This window comes from Clostridium sp. CTA-7 (assembly GCF_054768095.1).
The window spans coordinates 267,627-292,642 of record NZ_BAAAAV010000003.1 but is presented as its reverse complement, the minus strand read 5'-3'; the positions used below and the strand labels follow the sequence as shown (position 1 = coordinate 292,642).

Sequence of the window (25,016 nt, the reverse complement as noted above, 5' to 3'; positions counted from 1 at the left end):
TTTAATAAAATGAAAATATTATTTATTGCATGTTATTCGCCATTAATAAATAATTCAGCATCTATAGAAACTCTTCAATATTTAAATAATTTAGCAAAAATTGAAGAAAACGAGATTCACTTATTAACTGTAAACTTTCCTGTAAATTCAGTTTATTATGATGAATATATTTTTAAAATGCTAGATAAAAGAATTAACTTACATATAATATCAGGAGGCAAGATATTTGAGCTAATTATGCCTAAAAAAGCTCAAGAAGGAAGTACCATTAAGAAAAATGTGAGCAAAGTTAAAATTAAAAGTGCTTTAAGAAGAGTGAAAAAAATATTTGCAGTTCCAGATATGTATTTGTATTGGGCATTTAAAGCAAGTGAATACGGAATAAAATTAATGGAGAAAGAAAACTTTGATGTTATGTTTTCTATGCATGAACCACCATCAAGTCACATTTGTGCATACAAGATTAAGAAAAAATATCCTAATTTAAAATGGATAACTTATTGGAGCGATCCTTGGCTTAAGGATTCTACTAGAGAAGGATCTAGCTCAATAAGAAGAAACTTTGAAGAAGGATATGAGAAAAATATTGTTGCTTTAGCAGATAAGTTTATTTTTGTAACTAATGCTAATAGAGATGATTATATGGACACATATAGTATTAAAAAGGAAGATACTTATATAATAACTAGGGGATATGATGAGAAAGTTTATAATGATATAAAAATAAATGAAAGACCTTTACTGATTGATAATAAAAAAATAAATATTATTTATACTGGAGAAATTTTTTCAAAGCTTAGGGATATAAAGCCCTTTATGGAAGCGATGAGAAGATTAAGTATAGAAAATATAGAACTTTATGAAAAGTTAAATATACTTTTCTTTGGAAATATAGACGATGAGAAAATTAAAAATGAGCTATGTCAAATAAGTAATGTTACAGTTTCAAATAGGATTCCTTATAGAGAAGCCTTAGGTTATATGGTAAATGCAGATGTTTTACTTCTATTTGGAAATAAAAAATCAAAACAAATACCTGCTAAGATATATGATTATTTTGGATGTGATGGATATATATTGGTAGTTTTAGGAGACGAAAATGATCCTATAATAGATGTGGTAAGTGGTTTAGAAAAGTGTGAAGTTTCATTAAACAGATTAGAGGAAATATTTGATGGGCTTATAGAGTTATCCAATAAAATATTAGAAGGTAAAAAGTCTAATCCAATTACAGAATATGAGTGGGAAAATATATCTAAAAAATTAAATTCTATTTTAAAGGGGGAGTAGTTATGCATGTTATGTTTATACCATCATGGTATCATAATAAAAGAAACCCTGTGCATGGAAGTTTTTTTAAAGAACAAGCATTAGCATTACAAAATAGAGGTATAAAAATTACTGTAGCTTATAATGAAATTTGGCCTTTGACTTTGGCTTTTAAGGTTAAAGAAAAAATAGGATTAAATTATAATATTGAAGAAGGGCTAAAAACCTATAGATATAAGAATTATAATTTTCTACCTAAAAATCCTATGATGTTTAAAATATTTAATAAAAGGCTAGAAAAGTTATATGAAGAAATAATAAAAAAAGAGGGAAAGATAGATATAATACATTGTCAATCTTCTTTTTGGGCTGGAATAAGTGCGAATTATATTTCAAAAAAATATAATATACCTTTAATAATAACAGAACATTCTTCATTGGAAAAAGCTATTTACATAAAGGAAAGTTATAAACCTTTAATAAAAAAATCTTATGTTGAAGCAGATAAACTTATAGCGGTAGGAAATGGATTAAAGCAAGAAATTTCTAAGTTTTCTGGTAGAAAAGATATAGGGGTTATACATAACTTAATACCTGTAGAGAATTTTCATATAAAAAAAGCTAAAAATAAAGATTTTACTTTTTTTTCTTTAGCTTTTCTAGAAGGTGAAAAAGGAATGGATATTCTTATAAAGGCTTTTAATAAATATTTTAAAGAAACTTCATCTAAACTTATTATAGGTGGAGATGGAAGCCAAAAAGAATATTTAATTAAGCTATGTGAGGATTTAGGAATAAGAAATCAAGTTGATTTTGTAGGAGCTTTATCTAGAGAAGAGGTTTCGGAATATATGAGTTCTTGTGATTCCTTTGTTTTAGCATCAAAATATGAAACTTTTGGAGTGGTTTATATAGAAGCACTTGCATCAGGTAAACCTATTATAGGAACTTATAATGGTGGTGCTGAGGATATTATAGATAGTAATAATGGGCAAATAGTTAAGGTAGATGATATTGATGAATTAGGAAAGGCTATGGAATATGTTAGAGATAACATAGAAAATTACAACTCAAATAAAATTAGAAATATGTGTATAGCTAAATTTTCTAAGGAAAAAATAACTAATGAAATAATAGAAGTTTACAATTTAGTATTAAATGAGAGAGGATAAATATGTTATTTAAAGATTATAGTATAGATAAATTTATAAGTGAATTATCTTCTAATGCTCCTTCACCAGGAGGTGGAAGTACTGCAGCCTTAGTTGCAGCTTTAGCATCTAGCTTGAATTCAATGGTCTATTCATTGACAGTAGGTAAAAAAGTCTTTGAAAAGCTAAATGATGAAGAAAAGAATATGATGATAAATTTACAAGAGGAAGCAGAAAAATTTACGAAAAGTGCTCAAAGTTTTATGGAAAGTGATAGAGAAGATTTTTTAAATCTTATGAATAGCTATAAATTGCCTAAAGAAACAGAGGTAGAACTTAAATTTAGAGAAGAGAAGATAAAGAAAAATACTTTTAAAGCAATGGAAACTCCGCTTTCTTTAGCAGAAGAATGTATTAAATTCTATGATAATATTGAATTTGCAATTAAGTATGGTAATAAAAACTTAATTTCAGATGCTGGTGTAGCAACAATTTTATTACATTCTGCAATAGAGAGTTCGGTACTTAATGTTAAAGTGAATTTAAATTTTTTAAGAGATGAAGATATTTGTGAGGAAATAGAAAATAAATGTAAATCAATAATAAATGAATCATACATAAAAAAACGTAATTTAATAAATAGTGTTGAAAATATTATATACCCTAAAAAAATATAGTCTCTTTAGAGACTATATTTTTTTAGGGTAGTTCATTTAATGATTTAAATTCATATCCTTCAGATTTAAGTTCTTTAATAACATCCTTTAATATTTTAGTATTTGTATTTGAAACTGCATGTAATAACATTATAGATCCTGGATGGGCTCCATTTAATATTTTCTTTATTGCAGCAGATTCTTCAGGTTGATTATCTACAAGCCAATCTTTATAAGCGAAACTCCAAAATATAGTTTTATATCCTAAGCCCTGTGTTTTCTTTAAAGAATTTTTAGAGTATTTACCCATAGGAGGCCTAAAGAATTTAGGCATATCTTGAGATGTTAAGGTCTTAAATTCCTCTTCAACTTCAGTAAATTCTTTATTAAATTTATCATTATCTAATATACTAGCCATTGATGGATGATGAGAGGTATGATTACATACTAAGTGTCCTTCCTCTACCATTCTTTTGACTATTTCAGGATGCTCCTTTACATATGGCTTAACTACAAAAAATGCAGCAGGAACTTGTTCATCTTTCAAAATATCTAAAATTTTTGGAGTGTTTCCATTTTCATAACCCTCATCAAATGTTAAATACAATACTTTTGAGTTTGTATCACCTACATAATAAGCGCCAAGTTCACTAAAGAAAGCTACTGATTCTTTTGGAGGCTCAGGGGTTTTTCCTTTTTCTCTATTAACAAAGTACCAATTTAGTTCTAAATCATCAGAAACAAGTACATTTGCATTTGTAAGAGAAGATGTGAAAATAAGAATTAAAGTTATTAATGAAGCTGTAAATACATTAAATTTTTTCATTATTTCACCACCTTTTTACTTATATATATTTAAATTTTTCGCTCTGTTAGACATTTCTCTCTAACACAGCCAAATTTTTATATAAGTTGTTATAATATTAGCTTTATTTGTAATACATTAAAGATATATTCTTTAATAAATGTATAATCTTTATTACAACTTATATATAATCTTATTTTTATCTAAAATAATTCTTTTACACATAGAAATACAATGTATAAATGCTATTAATTGCCTTTCTATATTTCTTTAAATGTTGAAATTATTAATATTGTAGAGTATAATTTTAAAGATATGATTAAGATAAGAAAGGAATGTACATAGATGAATTTAGGAATAGTTGGTTTACCAAATGTAGGTAAAAGTACTTTATTTAATGCAATTACAAAAGCTGGAGCGGAGTCAGCAAACTATCCTTTTTGTACTATAGAACCAAATGTTGGAGTAGTTAGTGTACCAGATAAAAGATTAGATGTTTTAGAAAAGATGTATAATACTAAGAAGAAAGTCTATACTGCAGTTGAGTTTTACGATATAGCAGGTTTAGTAAAGGGAGCTTCAAAAGGTGAAGGCTTAGGAAATAAATTTTTATCCCATATAAGAGAAGTTTCTGCCATAGTACATGTAGTGAGATGTTTTGATGATGGAAATGTTGTTCATGTAGAAGGTTCAGTAGATCCAATAAGAGATATAGAAACTATAAACTTAGAGCTTATATTTGCTGATCTAGAAGTTTTAGAAAGAAGAATGGAAAGATCAATTAAGCAAGTAAGGTCTGGAGATAAAAAGGCAAAAGAAGAATATGCATTAATGGAAAAAGTTAAAGCACATTTAGAACAAAACTTACCAATAAGAACATTAGAAGTTACTGAAGAAGAAGAAGAATTAATAAAAGGATTATTCTTAATAACTTCAAAACCGGTTCTTTATGCATGTAATATATCAGAAGATGATATGATGGAAGGAAACACAAATAATGAATATGTTCAAAAAGTGAGAGCCCATGCTGAAAGTGAAAACTCAGAGGTTGTAGTTGTTTGTGCAAAATTAGAAGAAGAATTATCAGGTTTGGAGGAAGATGAGAAGCAAGAAATGTTAAGCGAATATGGCTTAACAGAGTCAGGTTTAGATCAGCTTATAAAAGGTAGTTATAAACTATTAGGATTAATAAGTTATTTAACAGCAGGAGTTCAAGAAGTAAGAGCTTGGACTATTAAAGAAGGCACAAAGGCACCACAAGCAGCTGGTAAGATACATTCAGATATAGAAAGAGGATTTATTAGAGCTGAAATAGTTTCATATGATGATTTAGTTGAATGTGGATCAGAAGCAGCTGCTAAAGAAAAAGGACTTTACAGATTAGAAGGTAAAGAATATGTTATGAAAGATGGAGATGTAGTTAACTTTAGATTTAATGTTTAATTATATCTTATAGAAAAGACTGAGTAATATCAGTCTTTTTTTATTGCACCAAATTTTATAACTTTTTATTAATTATGTAAATAAAATTCTTAAAAAATCAAATAAGCCTTGAAGATTTGCTTAAAATTCTATAAAATAATAGTATAAAGTGGTTAAAAGTGGTTAAAAGTGGAGCGAATTTATAAAAGGTAGGGGTAAAGATGTTTATAGGAGAATATCAACACGCGATAGATGCTAAGAATAGAATGATAGTCCCTGCAAAGCTGAGAGATGGGCTTGGTAATAATTTTGTTATTACAAAAGGCTTAGATGGATGTCTTTATGCTTATCCTATGGAAGAATGGAAAGCTCTTGAATTAAAATTAAAATCTTTACCACTTACAAATAGAGATGCACGAGCATTCGTAAGATTCTTTTTTTCAGGAGCCTGCGAAATTGAAGTAGATAAACAAGGAAGAGGTTTAATTCCTCAAAATTTAAAGGAATATGCAAATATAGAAAAGGAAATAGTAAGTATAGGAGTATTGACTAGGGTTGAAATTTGGAGCAAGGAAAAGTGGCAAGAATACAATGAGTCGGATATAGATTATGATTCTATTGCTGAAAAAATGAGCGATTTAGGAATATAAGGAGTAAGATTATGGATTTTAAACATGTTTCTGTACTTTTAAATGAGTGCATAGAGGGATTAAATATTAAAGAAGATGGAATATATGTGGATGGAACACTTGGCGGTGGAGGACATTCTTTAGAAATATTAAAAAATTTATCAGAAAGTGGAACTTTGATTGGAGTAGATCAGGATAAAGATGCATTAAAAGCAGCTAGTGAAAGGTTACAAAGTTTTAAAAATGTAAAGTTTGTCCATAGTAATTTTTATAATATTGATTCTATATTAAATAATTTAGATATTGAAAAAATTGATGGTATGCTTATGGATTTAGGAGTTTCTTCTTATCAATTAGATGAGGGGGATAGGGGCTTTAGTTACATGCAAGATGCTCCTTTAGATATGAGAATGAATAGAGAAAACTCACTATCTGCATATGAAGTTATAAATGAATATGAAGAAGAAGAGATATATAGGATAATTAGAGATTATGGTGAAGAAAAATTTGCAAAGAGAATTACTAAATTCATAGTAGAAAACAGACAAAATAAGCCTATAGAAACAACTTTGGAATTAGTAGAAATAATAAAAGCTGCTATACCTGCAAGAGCTAGAAGAGAAGGACCACATCCTGCTAAAAGGACTTTTCAAGCGATAAGGATAGAAGTGAACAGTGAATTATCTATATTAAATAAGGCTATTGAAGATGGAGTAAATAGATTAAATAAAGGGGGAAGAATGGCAATAATAACATTCCACTCCTTAGAAGATAGAATAGTTAAAGTTAAGTTCAAGGAACTAGCTACTTCATGCACCTGTCCTAAAGAGTTTCCAATTTGTGTTTGTGGTGGAAAAGCTAAAGTGAAGTTAATAAGTAGAAAGGCTATAGAGCCTACAAAAAATGAAGTAGAAGAAAATCCAAGAAGTAGAAGCGCTAAGTTGAGGGTTATAGAGAGAATTTAAAAAAATTAAGTAAAATGCAGAGGAGATGTAATAAAATGGTTGATAGAGAATATGATTATATAAGGGGTAATACAGCATTAAATCCAAAGAGAAAATATGATGAAATAGACAAAAGAATAGAAAAAGAAAATCAGGAGAGAAAACAAAGAGAGTCACAAAAAAAAGAAAGACAAGCGAAAAAGGCTACTGTAAAAAATATATTACAAGTGTCTTGTATTGCATTAGTTCTAGGTATTAGTAGCATAGCAAGAGATGGTAAGGTTTATAAAATGCAAAATGATCTTTCTAAAGTTAAAAATGAGATGAAGGTTGCTACAGAAGAAGGAAAAGCATTAAAAGTAAACTTATTAAAATATGAGCCGCTTTCAGATATAGTAGATGCAGCTAATAAAGAGGGAATGAAAATCCCAGGAAAAAATGATTCAGTAGTAGTAGACTTAACAAAAAACTTCTTTGCGAACTTAAGTGAATAAACATAAGTAATAAAATAGTACACTTGCCAAGATAAAGAGTACAAAATTAGTACTCTACATGTTTTTAATCAATTACATGGAGGCATTGATGTGAATAGAAAGAATTATAGAGATAAAGCGCTAATGAAAAAGAGAATGTCATTAGCGCTTACCGCATTAACCTGTTTATTTGCTCTTTTAATAATTAGATTGTCCTACATAATGATAGTTAAAAGAGGTGAGTACTCAGAAAGAGCTGAAGAGCAGTGGACGAGCGAAGTTAAAATTGATGCAAGAAGAGGTAGAATACTTGATAGAAATGGGGTAGAACTCGCTGTATCTGCAAATGTTTATAGAGTAGATTTTGACCTTAACTCAATAAGATCCCATTTAAGAAAAGAAAATTCAAGTAATGAAAATATAGCCCCTAAAATAGCAGAAGCTTTAGGAATGGATGTAGAAAAGGTTCTTAAGAAATTAAATACAAAGCTTCCAAGTGGAGCAGATGCAGGAGCTGCAACATTAGTAAGAAGAATAGAGAAAGAACCGGCTGATAAGGTTAAAAATTTAAACATACCAGGAGTAATAGTATCTCCAGATACAAAAAGATATTATCCAAGGGGAAATTTTTTAGCTCATGTATTAGGCAGTACTAATATTGATGGGCAAGGATTAACTGGTGTAGAATTACAATATAATGAGTATCTATCTGGCACTCCTGGACTTCGTATTTCTGAATTAGAGAAGTATAACGATGAATTACCATATACAATTTCAAAATTTACACCACCAGTAGATGGAAAGGATGTTACTTTAACTATAGATGCTACTTTACAAGCATTTGCTGAGAAAGTAGCAGAAAAGGGATATAAGGATAACCAAGCAAAGCAGGTTTCTATAATAATAATGAATCCTAGTAATGGCGAAATATTAGCAATGGTAAATAAGCCTGATTTTGACCCTAATAAACCATATGAAGGAATAGAAAATTATAGCGGAGAAAATACAGCTGAAAAGGTTCAAAAGATGTGGAGAAATCATTTAGTTAATGACACCTTTGAGCCAGGATCAATTTTTAAAGTTGTAACAATGATAGGTAATTTAGAAGAAGGATTAGTTAAAGAGTCAGATACTTTTACCTGTAATGGAAGCTTAAAAGTTGGACCTCATACAATAAAGTGTTGGAAGACATCAGGACATGGAACACAAATATTACCTGAAATTCTTGAAAATTCCTGCAATGTTGGTTTTATGGATATAGGTAAAAGAATAGGAAAAGAAAAACTAAATGAGTATATAAAAAAAATGGGCTTTGGAAAAGTGAGTGGTGTGGATTTACCAGGAGAAGCAAAAGGAATAACTAAAAAAACTGAAGATATTACAGAGGCTGACCTTGCAACGATTTCATTTGGACAAACGAATACTGTAAATGCTGTTCAATACATGACTGCATTTAATAGTATTGTAAACGGAGGGAAGCTTATTCAACCTCATATAATGAAGGAAGTAATTCATAAGGATGAGTATAATAATATTGTAACTGATAAAACTTTTGAACCAAATATAGTAGATATCTTAAGTGAAGAGAACACTGCTATTTTAAGAGATTATTTAGAAAGAACTGTAGCTCAAGGTGGTTCAAGTAAATCTTATGTTGAAGGATATCATATAGCAGCTAAAACAGGGACTGCTCAAAAGGTTAACCCAAATGGTGGAGGATATGAATCAGGAAAATATATATCTTCTTTGGCTGGTTTTGCGCCAGCTGATGATCCTAAGGTATCAGTGTTTATATCAATAGATGAACCTGGTACAGGAACCTATTATGCAGGTCAAATAGTTGCTCCTCTTGCAAATATTTTATTTACAGACATATTTAATTATATGAGTTCAGAAATATCGAAAGATAATATAGATAGCATAGTAAAAGAAGTAGTAATTCCTGAGATAAGAGGATTAGAAGTTAATGAAGCGAAAAAAATATTAAAAGAATACAATTTAGAGTATAATATTCAAGGAAATGGGTCTATAATAACAAATGTAAAACCTTATCCAGGATATACTGTTAAAGAAAATTCTAAGATTAATATAGACATAGGTGACTCAGAGTCTTATAATAAAAATGTCGTTATGCCAGATTTGAGGGGGTACTCATTAGAGTCTGCAACTAAAATTCTCGATGATTTAGGCATTAAATATACATCTGAGGGAATGGGGCCTATATTTAAACAAAGCATTCCAAAGGGTGAGATGATTACAAAAGGAACAAACGTAAAACTTATATTAAACGAAGAATATGGAGATTAATTTAGAATATCCCTTTACATTAGCATGTGGGAAACTCACATGCTAAATTTTTATACAAAAGATATGGGGAGTTCTTTTTAGAATATTAAGGAGATGGTGAAATGAAGTTATTAGATTTATTAAAGGGAGTAAATTATGAATTATTAGAAGGAACATTAGATAAAGAAGTAAACAGTATTCAGTATGATAGCAGAAAAGTAAATAAAAGTGACTTATTTGTATGCCTTACAGGATTTGAAGTTGACGGTCATAACTATGCAAATAAAGCAGTAGAAGCTGGAGCAAAGGTTATAGTTTGTGAAAAAAATATTGAAATTAAAGGGGAAGATATAACTGTTTTAGTTGTGAAAGAGGGTAGAAAAGCACTTGCTACTATGTCTTCTAACTATTATGGACATCCAACTAAGAATTTAAAACTAATTGGTGTTACAGGAACAAATGGAAAAACAACAACTGTATATATGTTAAAGTCAATGCTAGAAAAAGCAGGTAAAAAAGTTGGGTTAGTTGGTACTATAGCTAATTATATAGGAGATATTAAACTAAAATCAGAAAGAACTACTCCAGAGTCATTGGAGCTTCAAAAATTATTTAAGGATATGGTAGAGGCAAACTGTGAATATTGTGTTATGGAAGTTTCATCACATTCTTTATATTTAGATAGAGTTTATGGTTGTGAATTTGAAGTTGGAATATTTACAAATTTAACAAGAGATCATTTAGATTTCCATAAATCTTTTGATAATTACTATAATGCTAAATTCAAACTTTTTGAAAGAAGTAAAGCTTGTGTTATTAATGTTGATGATGATTATGGATATAGAGTGCTAAAGGATATTGAAAAATTAGGAAATAAAGTAGTAAAAACTTATTCAATAAGAAATAATAGTGATTTTAAAGCATCAGATCTTATGTTAAAAGAAGGAGATATACACTTTAAGATAAATGGAGAAGATTTTAACTCTATTTTACCAGGAGAATATAATGTTTATAATGCTTTAGGGACGGTTGGAGCAATGAGTATTTTAGATATAAACAAAGAGTTTATAAAAGAAGGTTTATTAGATATTATAGTACCAGGAAGATGTGAGAGAGTTGGATATAAATATAATATACCATACGAAGTAATAATAGATTTTGCACATACTCCAGACGGATTAAAAAATATACTAGAAACATTAAAAGGATTTGCTAAAAATAGATTAATTGCAGTATATGGATGTGGTGGAGACAGAGATAAAGTTAAACGAGCTGAACTTGGAAGAATAGGAACAGAAATTGCAGATTTAGCTGTTATAACATCTGATAATCCAAGAGAAGAGGATCCAATGGCTATTATAAAAGAAATAGTTGCAGGAATAACAAAGTCAAATTATCTAGCAATTGAAAATAGGGTTGAAGCTATAAAACTTGCATTAGGTATGGCTGAAGAAGGAGATGTAGTTGTTTTAGCTGGAAAAGGTCATGAGAATTACCAAATAACTAATGAAGGTGTAATTCATTTTGATGAAAGAGAAGTAATTGATGAAATTTTATCAAATAAAAAGAAATAATTAGAGGTGCATAAATTGGAATTATCGTTAGATGAACTTTTAGAAGCTGTACGAGGCGAAATAATAATTGAAGGAAAAACTAATTTTAACAATGTTTGTATAGATACAAGAAAGATAGAAGAAAACAATATATACTTTGCTATAAAAGGTGAAAATTTTAATGGAAATAAGTTTGTAAATGAAGCCTTTTTTAAAAAAGCATCTATAGCAGTAGTAGATGAAGTTTTATTTGATGTAAGCAAAATAGAGAATAATGGCACCATAATAAAGGTAGAAGACACTTCACAGGCTTTGTTAGATCTTGCTAATTTTTATAGAAATAAGTTAGGTTTAAAAGTTGTTGGTGTAACTGGTTCATGTGGAAAAACATCTACTAAAGATTTAATTGCAGCTTTCTTAAGCAAAAAATACAAGGTTTTTAAAACAAAAGGCAATTTTAACAATCAAATAGGATTACCTTTAATGATATTAGAGCTTGATAGCACAATAGATGTAGCTGTTTTAGAAATGGGAATGAGTGATTTAGGAGAGATAGATGTCTTGGCTAAGTGTGCTAGACCAGATATAGCGGTAATAACTAATATTGGATTATCTCATATAGAAAATTTGAAAACTCAAGATAACATTTTAAAAGCAAAATCAGAAATATTTAATTACTTTACCGAAAGTAATACTCTTGTAATAAATGGAGAAGATAAGAATTTATTAAGAATAAAAGATAAATGTTTTAAAATTGTAAAAATTGGATATAATCATGAATATGATCTTTATGCATTTAATATTATACTAGAGGAGAACAAAACAACATTTACTGTTAAGGATCAATATGAGGAAAGTACATTTATAATACCTATGGCTGGTAAGCACAACGTTTTAAATTCAATGCTTGCAATAGAAGTAGCTAAAATTTTAAATGTTTCTTTTTCTGAAATGAAAGAAGGGATTGAAAATTTAGAAGCTACATCTATGAGGTTACAAGTTTTAAAAAATGATAGATTAACAATTATAAATGATTGTTATAATGCTAGCCCAGATTCAATGAAATCCTCAATTGATGTACTAAGTACTTACAAGATAGGAAGAAAAATAGCTATACTTGGGACTATGAATGAACTAGGTGATGAAGCTGTAAAATCACATAAAGAAGTAGGAATTTATGCTTCAAATAAAGTAGATTTATTAATTGCTATAGGAGAATATAGAAGTTATTTTAAATCAGGATTTACAGGAGAAAATATCATTACTTTTGCTACTAAGGAAGAATTTATAGAAAATATAAATACTATGTTTAAAGAAAATGATGTAGTTTTAGTAAAGGCTTCAAGAGGTATGAAGTTTGAAGATATAGTTAGTTCATTAGAAGAAGTCTCAATATAACGAAGGAGGTGAACTGCCTATTTAGGCAGCTACAATGGGGGATAAATTAATAGACATAGTAACATCAAATCTAACTTTAGGATTAGTGTTAGCTTTTATAATATCGATAATACTAGGACCTATAACAATACCAATGCTTAGAAGATTAAAGTTTGGTCAAAATATAAGAAAAGAAGGGCCTCAGAGCCACCTTAAAAAAGCAGGAACTCCAACTATAGGAGGTATTATATTTATAATATCAACATTAATAGTTATGGTGGTTATGAGATTTAATCCAATGGACGAAGCGATGATTGCGCTTTATTCGCTACTTGCTTTCGGGTTTATAGGATTTTTAGATGATATTCTAAAAATCATAAAGAAACAAAATGAAGGATTAAAGGCTTGGCAAAAAATGGTGCTATTAATTATCTTTTCAACTGCAATTGCAGTTTATGGATATGTTAATTTAGGAACTGCTTTAAAAATACCTTTTATTGATACAAAAATACCACTAGGGATATTGTATATTCCTTTTGTAATAGTATATTATGCAGGTGCTACTAATGCTGTTAATTTAACAGATGGATTAGATGGATTAGCATCTACTGTCAGTGTTTTAGTATTAACATTTTTTGCAGTTGTGGCATTTACAATGAAACATGAATCATTAGCAGTATTTTCAGTCGTTTTAGCAGGAGGTTTGCTAGGATTCTTAAAATACAATGCTTACCCTGCAAAAGTATTTATGGGTGATACTGGTTCCCTTGCAATTGGAGGTGCTATAGCTACTATTGCATTAATTCTAGAATTACCATTAATACTATTTATTGTTGGTGGAATATATGTTTTTGAAACAATATCAGTAATTTTACAAGTTTCATCGTATAAATTAAGAGGAAAAAGATTATTTAAAATGGCACCTATTCATCATCATTTTGAGCAAGTAGGATGGAGTGAAACAAAAATTGTTACAGTTTTTTCTATAGTAACTGTAATATTATGCTTTATAGGATTTATAGCCCTTTAATCATTGAATTGGAGGAGCTTTTATGAGAGAAAAAAAGTCCAGTGTAAGAGTTGGCGAAATTGACTATGGTATATTTTATGCTGTTATATTTTTACTAGCAATAGGAGTAATTATGATATACTCAGCAAGTTCATACTATGCTATGTTTAAAGAGGGAGATAGCATGGTATATTTAAAAAAACAATTAATTTGGGCAATAACTGGGTTAGTAGCGATGGGGGTTATGGTTACTTTCGATTATCATAAGTTAAAAAAAATTACTCCACATCTTTTGATAATAACTGTTCCATTATTAGTAGCCGTATTTTTCTTTCCAGCAGTAAATGGAGCAAAGAGGTGGATTCAGTTAGGACCATTATCATTTCAACCTTCGGAACTTACTAAGTATGTAGTAGTTTTATTTTTAGCTATGAGTTTAGATTTAAAGGGAGATGGGGTGAAAAAATTTTGGTCAGGAATAGTACCCTATCTAGGTGTATCAGGGTTCTTCTCAGCTATGATATTAGCAGAAAAGAACCTGAGTATAGCAGCAATTATTATGATTGTTACTTTTATAATGCTTTTCGTTGCAGGCGGACGAATTAAAGATTTGTTTGGTAAGGTTGCACCAGTGTTATTAGTAGCAGTTATGGTATTCATATTTGGGGAAGATTATAGAAGGGCTAGAATGCTGAATTTCCTAAACCCATGGAAAGACCCAGCTGGAGATGGATATCAATTAATTCAATCTTTTTATGCACTAGGAGCTGGAGGAGTAACTGGATTAGGACTTGGTCAATCTAGACAAAAAACTTTATATATGCCTGAGCCACATAATGATTTTATATTTTCCATAATAGGAGAAGAACTTGGGTTAATTGGATGCCTTTTTATTATTGCGCTTTTTGTATTCTTTGTGTGGAGAGGAATAAAGGTAGCAATGAAAGCAAAAGATACTTATGGAACACTACTAGCAATAGGAATAACTTCAATAATTGCAGTTCAAGCTATTATTAATATTGCAGTTGTAACAGGGTCTATGCCTGTAACAGGAGTTCCAATGCCATTCATAAGCTATGGAGGTACATCATTAGTAATTAATATGATGGCAATGGGAATACTTTTAAACATATCAAGACAAACACAAGGGAAAGAGTTATAAATTTTATTAAAAAGAGTGGGTTTTTCTTTATTATTCACTCTTTTTTCTTTGTAAAATTTTAAGATATATCTTTTTTAAATAAATTATTATAAAAAATTTAAATTTAGTAAAAATAATAATGAAAAAATACCCATAAAGTGATATTATTATAGTATATAATTATATTATGTAAAAGTAGGAGAATTATGAATAACAAAACAAATCAATTTATAAGAAAAAAGAAGAGAAAAAAAGTATTAAAGAAATTAATTTTAGGGGTATTTGTTTTTATAATAGGAATAATAATATTTGTATATAAATCTCCAGTATTTAATTTGAAAAAAATAACTATAAGTGGATTAGTTACATTAACTGATGAAAGGCTACAAGAAAAATTAAAATATAATATAGGTCAAAATATATTTACTATAGATTATAAGGAGATGGAAAAAGTACTAAAAGAAAATCCATATATAAATGAAGTGAAAATAACTAAAAAAGGAATAAATAATTTGCATATAAATGTAAATGAAAATAAAATTGCATTTTATTTTGATGATGGAAATAAAATAAAGGTTATTAATAATAATGGAGTTATTGTTGAGGAGTTAGTCAGTTTAGAAGATAGAAAATTAGTAAAACTTATAGGAATGGATATATCAGATAAAACTATAGGAAATAAAGTTTCTGAGGAGAGTAATTTTTCAGATACATTAGATAAATTTTATAAAATAGTTGAGGCTATGCCAGATGAGTATGTTTTTTCTCAAATAGATGTTGAAGACTTAAATAACATAATATGTTATATCGGAAATATAAAAATAATGATTGGAGACAGCAATGACTTAGTAGATAAAATGAACTTATCACTTAATGCTATAGAACAAGGCGTTATTTCAAAAGGATATATAGATATGAGTTTTGATGGTCTACCAGTTATAAAGCAAGAAAATTAGAGAAGGGGGAAGCTATATGAAGCGAGCTACATCACAAATATTTGTTGCTATTGTATGTGCACTTTTAGGATTTTTGCTAGCACATCAATTTAAGTTACTTAACGAAAAAAACAAAATCAATACAGCTACTCAAAATTTAGATATAATTGCAGAAATAGATGACTTAAAAAAGCAAAAAGAAGAATTATTAAAGTCAAACAATAGTTTGTCAGAGGAGTTAAAGAAGCTAGAAGAAACAGCAGCTAAAGAAGGTGCTGTTGAAGCAGAAATAAAGAAGCAATTGGATAATTCTAGAATGAATCTAGGGTTAGTGGATGTAAAGGGACCTGGAATAGCTATAACTATAACACCAAAAACTGATATATTTGGTTCTAGTAATACTGGTAATTCTAGAAGTATAAGTGAAGATGAAATAGTACATATAGTTAATACTTTAAGGTATGCTAGAGCTGAAGCTATATCAGTAAATGATTTTAGAGTAACTCCTCAAAGTGGAATAAAGGTTTCTGGTGATGGAATTTGGATAGGTACAGCAGGTAGAATCAATCCAAAAGACAAAATAGTTATAAAGGCTATAGGTGATAATAAAGCATTAAGTGTAGAAGTTAATTTTATAGGAGTATTAGACTATGGAGCATTGCCAAACTACAATGTTGAAGTAAAAGAAAGTGATGAAATAATAATAAATAAAACAACACAATCTTTAAAAACTGAATTTATTAAACCTGTAAATTAGTTAGGGGGGATTTTTATGATAGCATTTATAGGACTTTTAATAGGCATACTTTTAGGATTATTATTAGATATAAATATACCAAATACTTTATCTCCCTATATGTCTGTTGCAATATTAGCGTGTTTAGATTCTGTGTTTGGAGCTGTAAGGGCATCATTATCAAAAAACTTTAAAGCAGATATTTTTATTTCAGGTTTCTTTGGAAATGCAATATTAGCAGCAGGTTTAGCCTATTTAGGAGATAAACTTGGAATACCAGTATATATAGCAGCTGTTATAGTCTTTGGAGGTAGAATATTTGATAACTTTGCAGTTATAAGAAGATTATTAATTGAAAAGCTAAAGTCTCATAAACGAGGTGATTAAATGAAAAATTTGAAAGGGAAAATTTTTATTTTAATAGCTTCAATTATAACAGGGATTCTTATAATGATTAATATAGACTTAAATAAAACTAGTTATAGTATATCTCTGAATGCAGTTGAATATAAAAAAGCCTTGGAAGAAAGAAATAAGCTATACAAGGAAATAGAAAGTATAAAAAGTGAAAACATAGATTATAGATATAAAATAAGTAAATATGAAGGAAATGATCCAGAAAAAAATAAAAAACTTGTAGAGGATATGAAAAGCCAGTTACTTGATTATGGAAAATTAAGTGGAGTTACTGCAGTAAAAGGAGCTGGATTAGTTATAAAAGTACAAGATGGAGATATAGATAAAGTATTAGATACAGAAGGTGACATAATGAGAAAAATATTTCACCAAGAGGATATGGCATTAATAGTAAATGAAGCTAGAAAAGCAGGTGCAGAGGCTATAGCTATAAAGGGACATAGAGTTTTACCTAATACAGGGGTAACTTGTAATTCGGCGTTTATAGGGTTTGAAGATCATTCATGGGAATCAGCACCATTTTATATATATATGATAGGTGATCCAGAGAAAATGAAAGCTTCATTATTATCTGAAAATAGTCATATGCAAAAATTGATCTTAAGAAAGATTAAAGTTGATATAGAGCAAAAAGATGAAATAATTATTCCAGCAACGAGTCAAAATACTGAAGCAAGGTTTATGCAAAGGTATGAAGGAAAATAAAATTTTATTAAAAAAATTTTTAAAATTGAAGGAATTTAAGTTTTTTTGAAGAATATTTACATTGTATAAATAACTTCTTTAGGAGGAAATGTCTTGATTATAGAAGAAAATATAACTAAAATCAAAAATGCTTTACCTAAAGATGTCACATTAGTAGCAGTTTCGAAAACTAAACCTATAGAAGATATAGAAATAGCATATAGAACTGGTCAAAGAGACTTTGGAGAAAATAAAGTTCAAGAACTTATTAATAAAGAAGAAATCCTTGAAAAAGATATAAGATGGCATTTTATAGGTAGTTTGCAAACTAATAAAGTTAAGTATTTAGTTGGAAAAGTTCATTTAATACATTCCTTATCAAGCAGTAAGTTGTTAAAAAAGATAGAAAGTGAATTTTCTAAGCAAAATTGCATAGCTAATATTTTAATACAGATAAATATTGGAAGAGAAGACAGTAAAAGTGGGATTTTTGAAGAAGAACTAAATGACTTAATAAATGAAATAGAGCTATGTAATAATTGTAAAATAAAAGGATTAATGACCATAATTCCAAAAGGAAATGATAATAAAAATAAATATTATTTTGAAAAAATGAAAAGTATATATGATGAATTAAGCAAGAATTCATATAAAAACATTTCTATGGAGATTCTATCTATGGGAATGACAAATGATTATAAGATAGCAATTGAAGAAGGAGCCAACTTAATAAGAGTTGGCGAAGGAATATTTGGTAAAAGAAATACGTTAGGAGGAGTAAAGAATGGGTAATATGTTTGGAAAATTTAAAGAAATAATTGGGCTAGGTGAGTATGAGGATGATTTTGAAGAATTAGAAGATGTAGAAGTTGAAGAAGAAATACAAGAAGAAATAGAACCAATTATATCAAAACAAAAAGGCAATAAAGTAGTTAATATTCATACTTCATCAACAGCGAAGGTAATGGTAACTAAACCAACTAATTATGATGATGCTAGAGAAATTGCTGATGCTATAAAAGCAAGAAAAATAGTTTTAGTAAATGCTACTACTTTAGAAACAAAGGTAGCTCAAAGATTAGTAGATTTTATAAGTGGATCTTGCTATGTTTTAGGTGCCACACTACAAGAAATAGAGCAAAGAGTTTACTTACTGTCACCTTCTAATGTAGAAGTTACTAACGAATTAAAAAATGAATTAAGTTCAAAGGCTTTATTTAATTGGAATAAATAGGGGGAGATTTATATAGGAATAATATTTACAGCAATAAAGTTATTATCTAGAGTTTTAGAAATAACTATTATTATGGAAGCCTTTATGTCTATTTTACCAAATGTTAGGCAAAGTTCTTTTTATGAATTAATTACATCATTCAATAACCCTATATTAAAACCATTTAGAATTTTACAAGAGAAAATTATAGGTAATAGTATGCTTGACTTTTCACCTTTATTTGCAATTATATTATTGTCAACTATTAGGATGTATTTTTAATGTTAAAAAAAGAAACTATACTTAAAAGTTTTACTGAGGATGATGTGAAAGAGGCTATAAAAATATATGAAAAGTATAAGTTAGCCTATGAAAGAGATATAACTATTTTTAGCAATGGTTTTTATTCACCTAATATTTGGAGCTTTTTTGAGAAAAATTGTAATACTAATACTTTTTTAGTTGAAAGTAATGGTTTTTTTGATGAATCTGAAAGAAGAATGATATCTTTTAATAATAGTTATAATATTGAATATCCAATTAAAATTTTAGAAATTATTAATAAATCGAATTTTTCAGCTTTAGAGCATAGAGACTATTTAGGAGCTGTATTGTCTCTAGGAATTGATAGAAATAAATTAGGAGACATATTAGTTAGAGAAAATAAGGCATATTTACCGGTTTTAGAAGAAATATCTGATTATATATTAAATAATCTTATTTCGATAGGAAAATCTCCTGTGGAAATAAAAATAATAGAGAATATAGATGATATTCCATCTGTAAAGTTTGAAGAGATAATTATAAATATTTCTTCATTAAGAGCAGATAGCATTGTTGCAAAAATTGCTAATTTATCTAGGGCAAAAGCTATTGAGCTTATAGATAGTGGTAAAGTTTTAATAAATTATGTTAAAGCAAAAGATAAAAGTCAAGACATTTTGAAAGATACTAGAATTACAATTAGAGGAATTGGAAAGTTTATTGTTGGAGATGTTATTGGCGGAACTAGAAGTGGTAAACAGAGAGTTATAATAAAAAAATATATATAATGTAGAGGTGATTTTATGAAGCTTACTCCAATGGATATAAGTAATAAAGAATTTAAAAAGGGATTTAGAGGATATGATAGTGAAGAGGTTGATGAATTTATAAATGAAATTATAGAGAACTATGAAGAGCTTTATAAAGAAAATTCAAGATTAAAAGAAAATTTATCTAGAGTTAATGAAAAATTAGAGCATTATGTAAAAATAGAAAATACTATTCAAAATACATTATTGTTAGCACAAAATGCAGCTGAACAAGCTAGAGAAACATCTCAAAGAGAATCAGATCTAATAATAAAAAATGCTAATGATGTAGCTCAAAAGGTTTTAGATAAAGCCCATAATGATGTAATTGAAATAAATGATGAATATGAGAAAGTTAAGCAAGAATTTATTAAGTTTAGAGCTAAATTTAGAAACTTTATGAATGCACAAACTCAAACTTTTGATGAATTAGAAAGAGATTTAACTAAAAATTATAGCGTTTCTGAACCTTTAGAAGAAGTAGCTAGTGAAAGAAGTATAGAGTTATCAAATAAGAACATAGAAGAAATAGAAGAAGTTTATACTGAAGATATGGACGAGATAAAAAGCTTTTTCGCTAAAAATTAATACATAAAATCCGTTTAATACGGATTTTTTATTTTTAATAAATCTTTAACTATTGAGTGCAAGGTTTTAATGTATTATAATGTGTTAAGAATTATAAAGAAAGTGGAGATTCATATCAATGGATGAATTAGTATTTAAAATAACTGAAGAGAACAATATAGGAGCAAGAATAGATAAGTATTTGTCTAATATGATAGAAGGAAAGTCTAGATCATTTATACAAGGATTGATAGATTCAGGTTCAGTATTAGTAAATGGTAAATATGTAAAAAGTAATTATAAATTAAGAGAAAAAGATGAGATTACCGTAATCATGCCAGAGCCTATAGAACTTGATGTAGTTCCAGAAGATATAGATCTTAATATAGTCTATGAAGATGAGGATGTAATAGTTTTAAATAAGGCACAGGGGATAGTTGTACATCCTGCACCTGGAAATTATAGTGGTACATTAGTAAATGGATTGCTATTTCATTGTAAAGATTTATCTGGAATAAACGGAGTTATAAGGCCAGGAATAGTACATAGGATAGATAAAGATACATCAGGAATATTAGTTATAGCTAAAAATGATGAGTCTCATAATAAGCTAGCAAAGCAATTTAAAGATCATACAATTAAAAGAGAATATTATGCTTTAGTAGAAGGAAAGTTTAGTAAACTAGAAGGTACTGTAGATAAGCCTATTGGGAGAAATAAAAAAGATAGATTAAAAATGGCTATTGTTGAGGATGGAAAAAGAGCTGTAACGCACTATAATGTTTTAGAACAGTACAACAATGGAACATCTTTAGTAAAATGTACTTTAGAAACTGGAAGAACACATCAAATAAGAGTTCATATGGCATCTATAGGTCATCCTTTAGTTGGAGATCCTCTTTATGGGAATAAAAAACAAAAGTTTAAGCTAGAAGGTCAAGTATTACATGCAAAAACCTTAGGATTTATTCATCCAAGAACTAATGAATATATAGAATTTAATTCAGACTTACCTAAATATTATTTAGAACTATTAGAGAATATAAGAAGATAGAGGTGTATTTAATGAAGTTAAAAGCAAATTTATTAGATGATAAAGGGATTAAAAGAACTTTAATAAGAATATCACATGAAATAATTGAAAAAAATAAAGGTGTTGAAAATATAGTTTTAGTAGGGATTAAAAGAAGAGGTTATCCTTTAGCGAATAGAATTGCAAAAAATATTGAAAATATAGAAGGGGTAAAAGTACCAGTAGGATATGTTGATATAACTTTGTATAGAGATGATATAACAGAAATAAAGGATAGCCCAAGAGTAAATAATATTGATTTAGGTGTAGAAGTCATTGGTAAAAAAGTAATATTAGTAGATGACGTTTTATATACATGTAGAACTGTAAGGGCAGCAATTGATGCGATAATTGATTCAGGTAGACCACAACAAATACAACTTGCAGTTTTAATAGATAGAGGTCATAAGGAGCTACCTATAAGAGCTGATTATGTTGGAAAAAACATACCTACATCAAAAAGTGAAATAATAGGAGTTGAAATAGAAGAAATTGATGGAGTAGACTCAGTAAAAATATTCGAAGGATAAAGGAGAGTAATATGGAATATAATTTAATTGCCACCACTACCTTTGGGCTAGAAGGCATTACAGCTAAAGAGTTAAAAGCATTGGGTTATGAAGACTTAAAAACAGAAAATGGTAAAGTTTATTTTACTGGTGATGAAATGGATATAGCTATCGCTAATGTTCATTTAAGAACTGCAGATAGAATTTTAATAAATATGGCAGAGTTTGAAGCTAAGAGTTTTGAGGAATTGTTTCAAGGTACAAAGAATGTTAAGTGGAGTGATATAATTCCTAAAGATGGGATTATGCATGTAAATGGTAAGTCTGTTAAATCTACATTACATAGTGTTCCAGATTGTCAATCTATAGTAAAAAAAGCTATAGTCGATAGCATGACTAATTCTTATGGAATAAGTCAATTTGAAGAAAATGGTCCCTTATATAAGATTGAAGTATCAATTTTAAAGGATGTTGTCACATTAACTATAGATACTTCAGGACCAGGATTACATAAAAGAGGGTATAGAGAAGAAGCAGGAGCAGCACCACTTAAAGAAACTTTAGCAGCTGCAATGGTACTTATATCAAGATGGAAAGAAGATTTTGTTTTAGTAGATCCATTTTGTGGTTCAGGTACTATTCTTATAGAGGCAGCTATGATTATGCAAAATATTGCACCTGGAATGTGTAGAAGCTTTACATGTGAAACTTGGCCTACAATGGATTCTGATATTTTTGAACAAGTTAGAGAAGGTGCAGAAAGAGCGATAAAAAATAAGGATATAAAACTTATTGGATATGATATAGATGGAAGAATACTTAAGGTTGCAAGAAGTAATGCTGAAAAGGCAGGAGTTTCAAAGTACATTGAATTCCAAAGAAGAGACTTTAAGGATTTTTCAAATAGCAGTAGATATGGATTTATAGTTTCTAATCCTCCATATGGAGAAAGATTAGGAGAAAAGAAAGAAGTAGAACAGCTATATAAAACTTTTGGAAGTTTTAAAAAGAAGTTTTTCAATTGGGATTATAATATTCTTACATCCTATGAAGGATTTGAAGGACCTTTTGGAAGAAAGTCAACTAAAAATAGAAAGTTATATAATGGTAAGTTAAAGTGCTATTACTACCAATATTTTGATAATGAACTTATAAAAAATAATGGAGATATGCTTATAAATCATATATAAAAATTAGAAACCATATTTTGTGATTATACAATAATATGGTTTCTACTTTTTTATTATTTAATAATTTTATTATTTTCAATTTTTAAATTGCTATATAGTGATGGTTCAGTGTATAAAGTATAATTTGTATGATATATAACCATTCCTGGTTTAGAGCCATTAGGCTTTTTTAAGTTTTTTACTTTAGTATAGTCTACTGGAACCTTTGTAGAATTCTTTGCTTTACTATAATAAGCAGCAAGGATTCCAGCTTCCTCTAAAGCTATATCAGACGGATTATCACTACAAAGTATAACATGTGAACCAGGTATGTTTTTAGTATGAAGCCATATGTGATTTTTATTAGCAAACTTCAAGGTTAAATAATCATTTTGAATATTATTTTTACCAATATAAATATCTATTCCACCAGAGGAAATTAAATGTATAGGCTTAGAGGATTTATCTTTTTTATTGTTTTTACTTGTATTTTTAAATTTTAAGTACCCAGTTTCAACTAATTCTTTTTTTATATCATCTATTTCTATATAGCTTTCACAATTTAAGATATTTGTCATAACTGAGTTTAAGTATAGGAGTTCCTCTTCATTTTTCTCTAGCTGCTCTAAAGCAGCTTCTTCAGATTTTTTTAGTTTATTATATTTTTTATATAAGGATTGTATATTTTCTGATGGTGTCTTATTTTCATCTAATTTTATAGTTACATATTCCTCGTTATCGCTATAAAAGTTTAATAATGATATTTCTTTTAAGCCTTTTTTAATCATATATATATAAGAAGTTAATAAATCACCATTAATTTTATATTTTTCTTTTTCTTCACATTCTTTAAGTATATTTTTTAATTTCTTAGCCTTATTATTGCATCTATCTATATTATTTAAAATTAATCTTTGTAAATCTACAGACCTATTTAATAATCTATCTTGTTTGTCTTTTACAGTGAAAAATTCATCAAGCAAAGAACTTGGATTATTAAAAGATAATGATGAATATATAGCTTCTAAATTTTCTAACTCTACACAATGAAAATCTTTAAAAATATCCTTATCCATATAAATCTTAAATTTGAAATTATTTTCTAAATTTTTTATGAAGATTTTAAAGAAATTAAAAATTAATTCTATATTTATGGTATTATTATCTTGTGAAATATTTTTATATATACTTTTAGATAGAGATTTACCTATACCAGTAAATACATTTGAGAATATATTTTCATCAATAGTTACATTATTAGTATCTAAATATAGGTTTAAATCATCTATTGAGAAATTAAAGGGATTTAATTTGTTAGAGCTCGGAGGATATACATAATTTATACCAGGATATAAAACTCTATAGGTATTTATATCGGCAGAAATATGCTTAATACATTCCATAATTTTATTATCTCTTTCTCTAACAAGAGTTATATTGCTATGTCTTCCCATAATTTCAACTATTAAAATATATTTACTGTTAAATCCTAATTCATCTGTAGATTCTATGTGTAATTGAAGGATTCTATCTCCATTTAATTGCGAAATATCAGTTATTCTTCCTCCAATTAAATATTTTCTCATAACCATAGTAAACATAGGTGCTTGTAATGGGTTAGGTTTACTTATATTAGTTAAGTGAATTCTAGGGAATTTAGAAGAAGCTGAAATTAATAACTTAATATTTTGTCTATCTTTCCTTAGGGTTAAAATTACTTCATCTTTTTCTGGTTGATTAATTTTATCTATTTTACAATTTAATATTGATTTTTTTAAATCATATACTAAACTATATAAGTAGATACCATCCAAAGCCATAAGTATCATCCTTTCTTTGGTAATAAGATAAGGATAGTATAACATTTAATTAGTGTAATTATCAATGGTGGTTATAAAGCTAGAAATAAGAGTTTTTAAAGAAAAT

26 protein-coding genes are annotated in these 25,016 nt (G+C 28.2%); 24 read left to right on the top strand and 2 right to left on the bottom strand.

Features of this window, described 5'->3' with window-relative positions:
* Positions 1 to 9 precede the first annotated feature (9 nt).
* From ACYUEX_RS07555 to ACYUEX_RS07545, 3 genes are read left to right on the top strand one after another with little or no spacing between them, the layout of a single operon-like run.
* Positions 10 to 1,290, top strand: coding sequence for a glycosyltransferase (locus ACYUEX_RS07555; RefSeq protein ID WP_460287394.1), 1,281 nt, complete (start codon positions 10 to 12; stop codon positions 1,288 to 1,290).
* A 2-nt stretch (positions 1,291 to 1,292) separates the two neighbouring features.
* On the top strand, positions 1,293 to 2,441 hold the full coding sequence (locus ACYUEX_RS07550) for a glycosyltransferase (protein WP_460287392.1): 1,149 nt from the start codon (positions 1,293 to 1,295) through the stop codon (positions 2,439 to 2,441).
* 2 nt (positions 2,442 to 2,443) lie between these two features.
* Positions 2,444 to 3,097 carry a cyclodeaminase/cyclohydrolase family protein gene (locus tag ACYUEX_RS07545; protein ID WP_460287391.1) on the top strand — a complete coding sequence of 218 codons (654 nt, stop codon included), beginning with the start codon at positions 2,444 to 2,446 and terminating at the stop codon, positions 3,095 to 3,097.
* A 22-nt stretch (positions 3,098 to 3,119) separates the two neighbouring features.
* On the opposite strand, the gene pdaA is transcribed toward ACYUEX_RS07545, so the two are convergent.
* The gene (gene pdaA / locus ACYUEX_RS07540; RefSeq protein ID WP_460287389.1) at positions 3,120 to 3,902 is read right to left on the bottom strand and encodes a delta-lactam-biosynthetic de-N-acetylase; all 783 of its coding nucleotides are present in this window, start codon (positions 3,900 to 3,902) and stop codon (positions 3,120 to 3,122) included.
* A gap of 324 nt (positions 3,903 to 4,226) precedes the next feature.
* Here pdaA and ychF point away from each other — a divergent pair, with 324 nt between their 5' ends.
* The 21 genes from ychF to ACYUEX_RS07435 all read left to right on the top strand — a co-directional run bounded on the left by ychF (position 4,227) and on the right by ACYUEX_RS07435 (position 23,111).
* Positions 4,227 to 5,324 (top strand): redox-regulated ATPase YchF, encoded by a 1,098-nt coding sequence (gene ychF, locus ACYUEX_RS07535; protein WP_460287388.1) that lies wholly within the window; start codon positions 4,227 to 4,229, stop codon positions 5,322 to 5,324.
* Between the two features lie 200 nt (positions 5,325 to 5,524).
* Positions 5,525 to 5,953: a division/cell wall cluster transcriptional repressor MraZ gene (gene mraZ, locus ACYUEX_RS07530; RefSeq protein ID WP_411167959.1), complete on the top strand. Its 429-nt coding sequence runs from the start codon at positions 5,525 to 5,527 to the stop codon at positions 5,951 to 5,953.
* 11 nt (positions 5,954 to 5,964) lie between these two features.
* The gene (gene rsmH / locus ACYUEX_RS07525) at positions 5,965 to 6,897 is read left to right on the top strand and encodes a 16S rRNA (cytosine(1402)-N(4))-methyltransferase RsmH (RefSeq protein ID WP_460287387.1); all 933 of its coding nucleotides are present in this window, start codon (positions 5,965 to 5,967) and stop codon (positions 6,895 to 6,897) included.
* Positions 6,898 to 6,932: 35 nt separating this feature from the next.
* A complete protein-coding gene (locus ACYUEX_RS07520) occupies positions 6,933 to 7,370 on the top strand; it encodes a cell division protein FtsL (protein WP_411167957.1) in 438 nt (145 codons plus the stop codon).
* A 90-nt stretch (positions 7,371 to 7,460) separates the two neighbouring features.
* Entirely contained in the window at positions 7,461 to 9,656 is a 2,196-nt protein-coding gene (locus tag ACYUEX_RS07515) for a stage V sporulation protein D (RefSeq protein ID WP_460287385.1), read from the top strand.
* A gap of 101 nt (positions 9,657 to 9,757) precedes the next feature.
* Positions 9,758 to 11,209, top strand: a complete 1,452-nt coding sequence (locus ACYUEX_RS07510) for a UDP-N-acetylmuramoyl-L-alanyl-D-glutamate--2,6-diaminopimelate ligase (protein ID WP_411167955.1) — start codon at positions 9,758 to 9,760, stop codon at positions 11,207 to 11,209.
* A gap of 15 nt (positions 11,210 to 11,224) precedes the next feature.
* Positions 11,225 to 12,586 carry a UDP-N-acetylmuramoyl-tripeptide--D-alanyl-D-alanine ligase gene (locus tag ACYUEX_RS07505; protein ID WP_460287384.1) on the top strand — a complete coding sequence of 454 codons (1,362 nt, stop codon included), beginning with the start codon at positions 11,225 to 11,227 and terminating at the stop codon, positions 12,584 to 12,586.
* A 34-nt stretch (positions 12,587 to 12,620) separates the two neighbouring features.
* The gene (gene mraY, locus ACYUEX_RS07500) at positions 12,621 to 13,595 is read left to right on the top strand and encodes a phospho-N-acetylmuramoyl-pentapeptide-transferase (RefSeq protein ID WP_411167953.1); all 975 of its coding nucleotides are present in this window, start codon (positions 12,621 to 12,623) and stop codon (positions 13,593 to 13,595) included.
* A 22-nt stretch (positions 13,596 to 13,617) separates the two neighbouring features.
* Positions 13,618 to 14,736 carry a stage V sporulation protein E gene (gene spoVE / locus ACYUEX_RS07495; protein WP_411167952.1) on the top strand — a complete coding sequence of 373 codons (1,119 nt, stop codon included), beginning with the start codon at positions 13,618 to 13,620 and terminating at the stop codon, positions 14,734 to 14,736.
* A 185-nt stretch (positions 14,737 to 14,921) separates the two neighbouring features.
* Positions 14,922 to 15,671, top strand: coding sequence for a cell division protein FtsQ/DivIB (locus tag ACYUEX_RS07490; RefSeq protein ID WP_460287383.1), 750 nt, complete (start codon positions 14,922 to 14,924; stop codon positions 15,669 to 15,671).
* Positions 15,672 to 15,687: 16 nt separating this feature from the next.
* A complete protein-coding gene (locus tag ACYUEX_RS07485) occupies positions 15,688 to 16,407 on the top strand; it encodes a DUF881 domain-containing protein (protein WP_460287382.1) in 720 nt (239 codons plus the stop codon).
* Positions 16,408 to 16,422: 15 nt separating this feature from the next.
* Positions 16,423 to 16,773 (top strand): small basic family protein, encoded by a 351-nt coding sequence (locus ACYUEX_RS07480; RefSeq protein ID WP_411167949.1) that lies wholly within the window; start codon positions 16,423 to 16,425, stop codon positions 16,771 to 16,773.
* Entirely contained in the window at positions 16,774 to 17,508 is a 735-nt protein-coding gene (locus tag ACYUEX_RS07475; RefSeq protein WP_460287381.1) for a DUF881 domain-containing protein, read from the top strand.
* Positions 17,509 to 17,601: 93 nt separating this feature from the next.
* Positions 17,602 to 18,279 carry a YggS family pyridoxal phosphate-dependent enzyme gene (locus ACYUEX_RS07470; RefSeq protein WP_460287380.1) on the top strand — a complete coding sequence of 226 codons (678 nt, stop codon included), beginning with the start codon at positions 17,602 to 17,604 and terminating at the stop codon, positions 18,277 to 18,279.
* A complete protein-coding gene (locus ACYUEX_RS07465; RefSeq protein WP_411167946.1) occupies positions 18,272 to 18,721 on the top strand; it encodes a cell division protein SepF in 450 nt (149 codons plus the stop codon). Before ACYUEX_RS07470 ends, ACYUEX_RS07465 begins: the two co-directional genes overlap by 8 nt.
* Before the next feature lie 6 nt (positions 18,722 to 18,727).
* Positions 18,728 to 18,982, top strand: coding sequence for a YggT family protein (locus ACYUEX_RS07460; RefSeq protein ID WP_460287686.1), 255 nt, complete (start codon positions 18,728 to 18,730; stop codon positions 18,980 to 18,982).
* Positions 18,982 to 19,752, top strand: coding sequence for a YlmH/Sll1252 family protein (locus ACYUEX_RS07455; protein ID WP_460287377.1), 771 nt, complete (start codon positions 18,982 to 18,984; stop codon positions 19,750 to 19,752). Before ACYUEX_RS07460 ends, ACYUEX_RS07455 begins: the two co-directional genes overlap by 1 nt.
* Before the next feature lie 15 nt (positions 19,753 to 19,767).
* The gene (locus ACYUEX_RS07450; RefSeq protein ID WP_460287376.1) at positions 19,768 to 20,361 is read left to right on the top strand and encodes a DivIVA domain-containing protein; all 594 of its coding nucleotides are present in this window, start codon (positions 19,768 to 19,770) and stop codon (positions 20,359 to 20,361) included.
* Between the two features lie 118 nt (positions 20,362 to 20,479).
* Positions 20,480 to 21,394: an RluA family pseudouridine synthase gene (locus tag ACYUEX_RS07445; RefSeq protein WP_460287375.1), complete on the top strand. Its 915-nt coding sequence runs from the start codon at positions 20,480 to 20,482 to the stop codon at positions 21,392 to 21,394.
* 11 nt (positions 21,395 to 21,405) lie between these two features.
* Complete coding sequence (pyrR, locus tag ACYUEX_RS07440; RefSeq protein ID WP_460287374.1) at positions 21,406 to 21,942, top strand: bifunctional pyr operon transcriptional regulator/uracil phosphoribosyltransferase PyrR; 537 nt, start codon at positions 21,406 to 21,408, stop codon at positions 21,940 to 21,942.
* Between the two features lie 11 nt (positions 21,943 to 21,953).
* A complete protein-coding gene (locus ACYUEX_RS07435) occupies positions 21,954 to 23,111 on the top strand; it encodes a THUMP domain-containing class I SAM-dependent RNA methyltransferase (protein WP_460287373.1) in 1,158 nt (385 codons plus the stop codon).
* Positions 23,112 to 23,164: 53 nt separating this feature from the next.
* Here ACYUEX_RS07435 and ACYUEX_RS07430 read toward each other — a convergent pair whose 3' ends face one another.
* Positions 23,165 to 24,910 (bottom strand): Rqc2 family fibronectin-binding protein, encoded by a 1,746-nt coding sequence (locus ACYUEX_RS07430; RefSeq protein ID WP_460287372.1) that lies wholly within the window; start codon positions 24,908 to 24,910, stop codon positions 23,165 to 23,167.
* Positions 24,911 to 25,016: the final 106 nt, after the last annotated feature.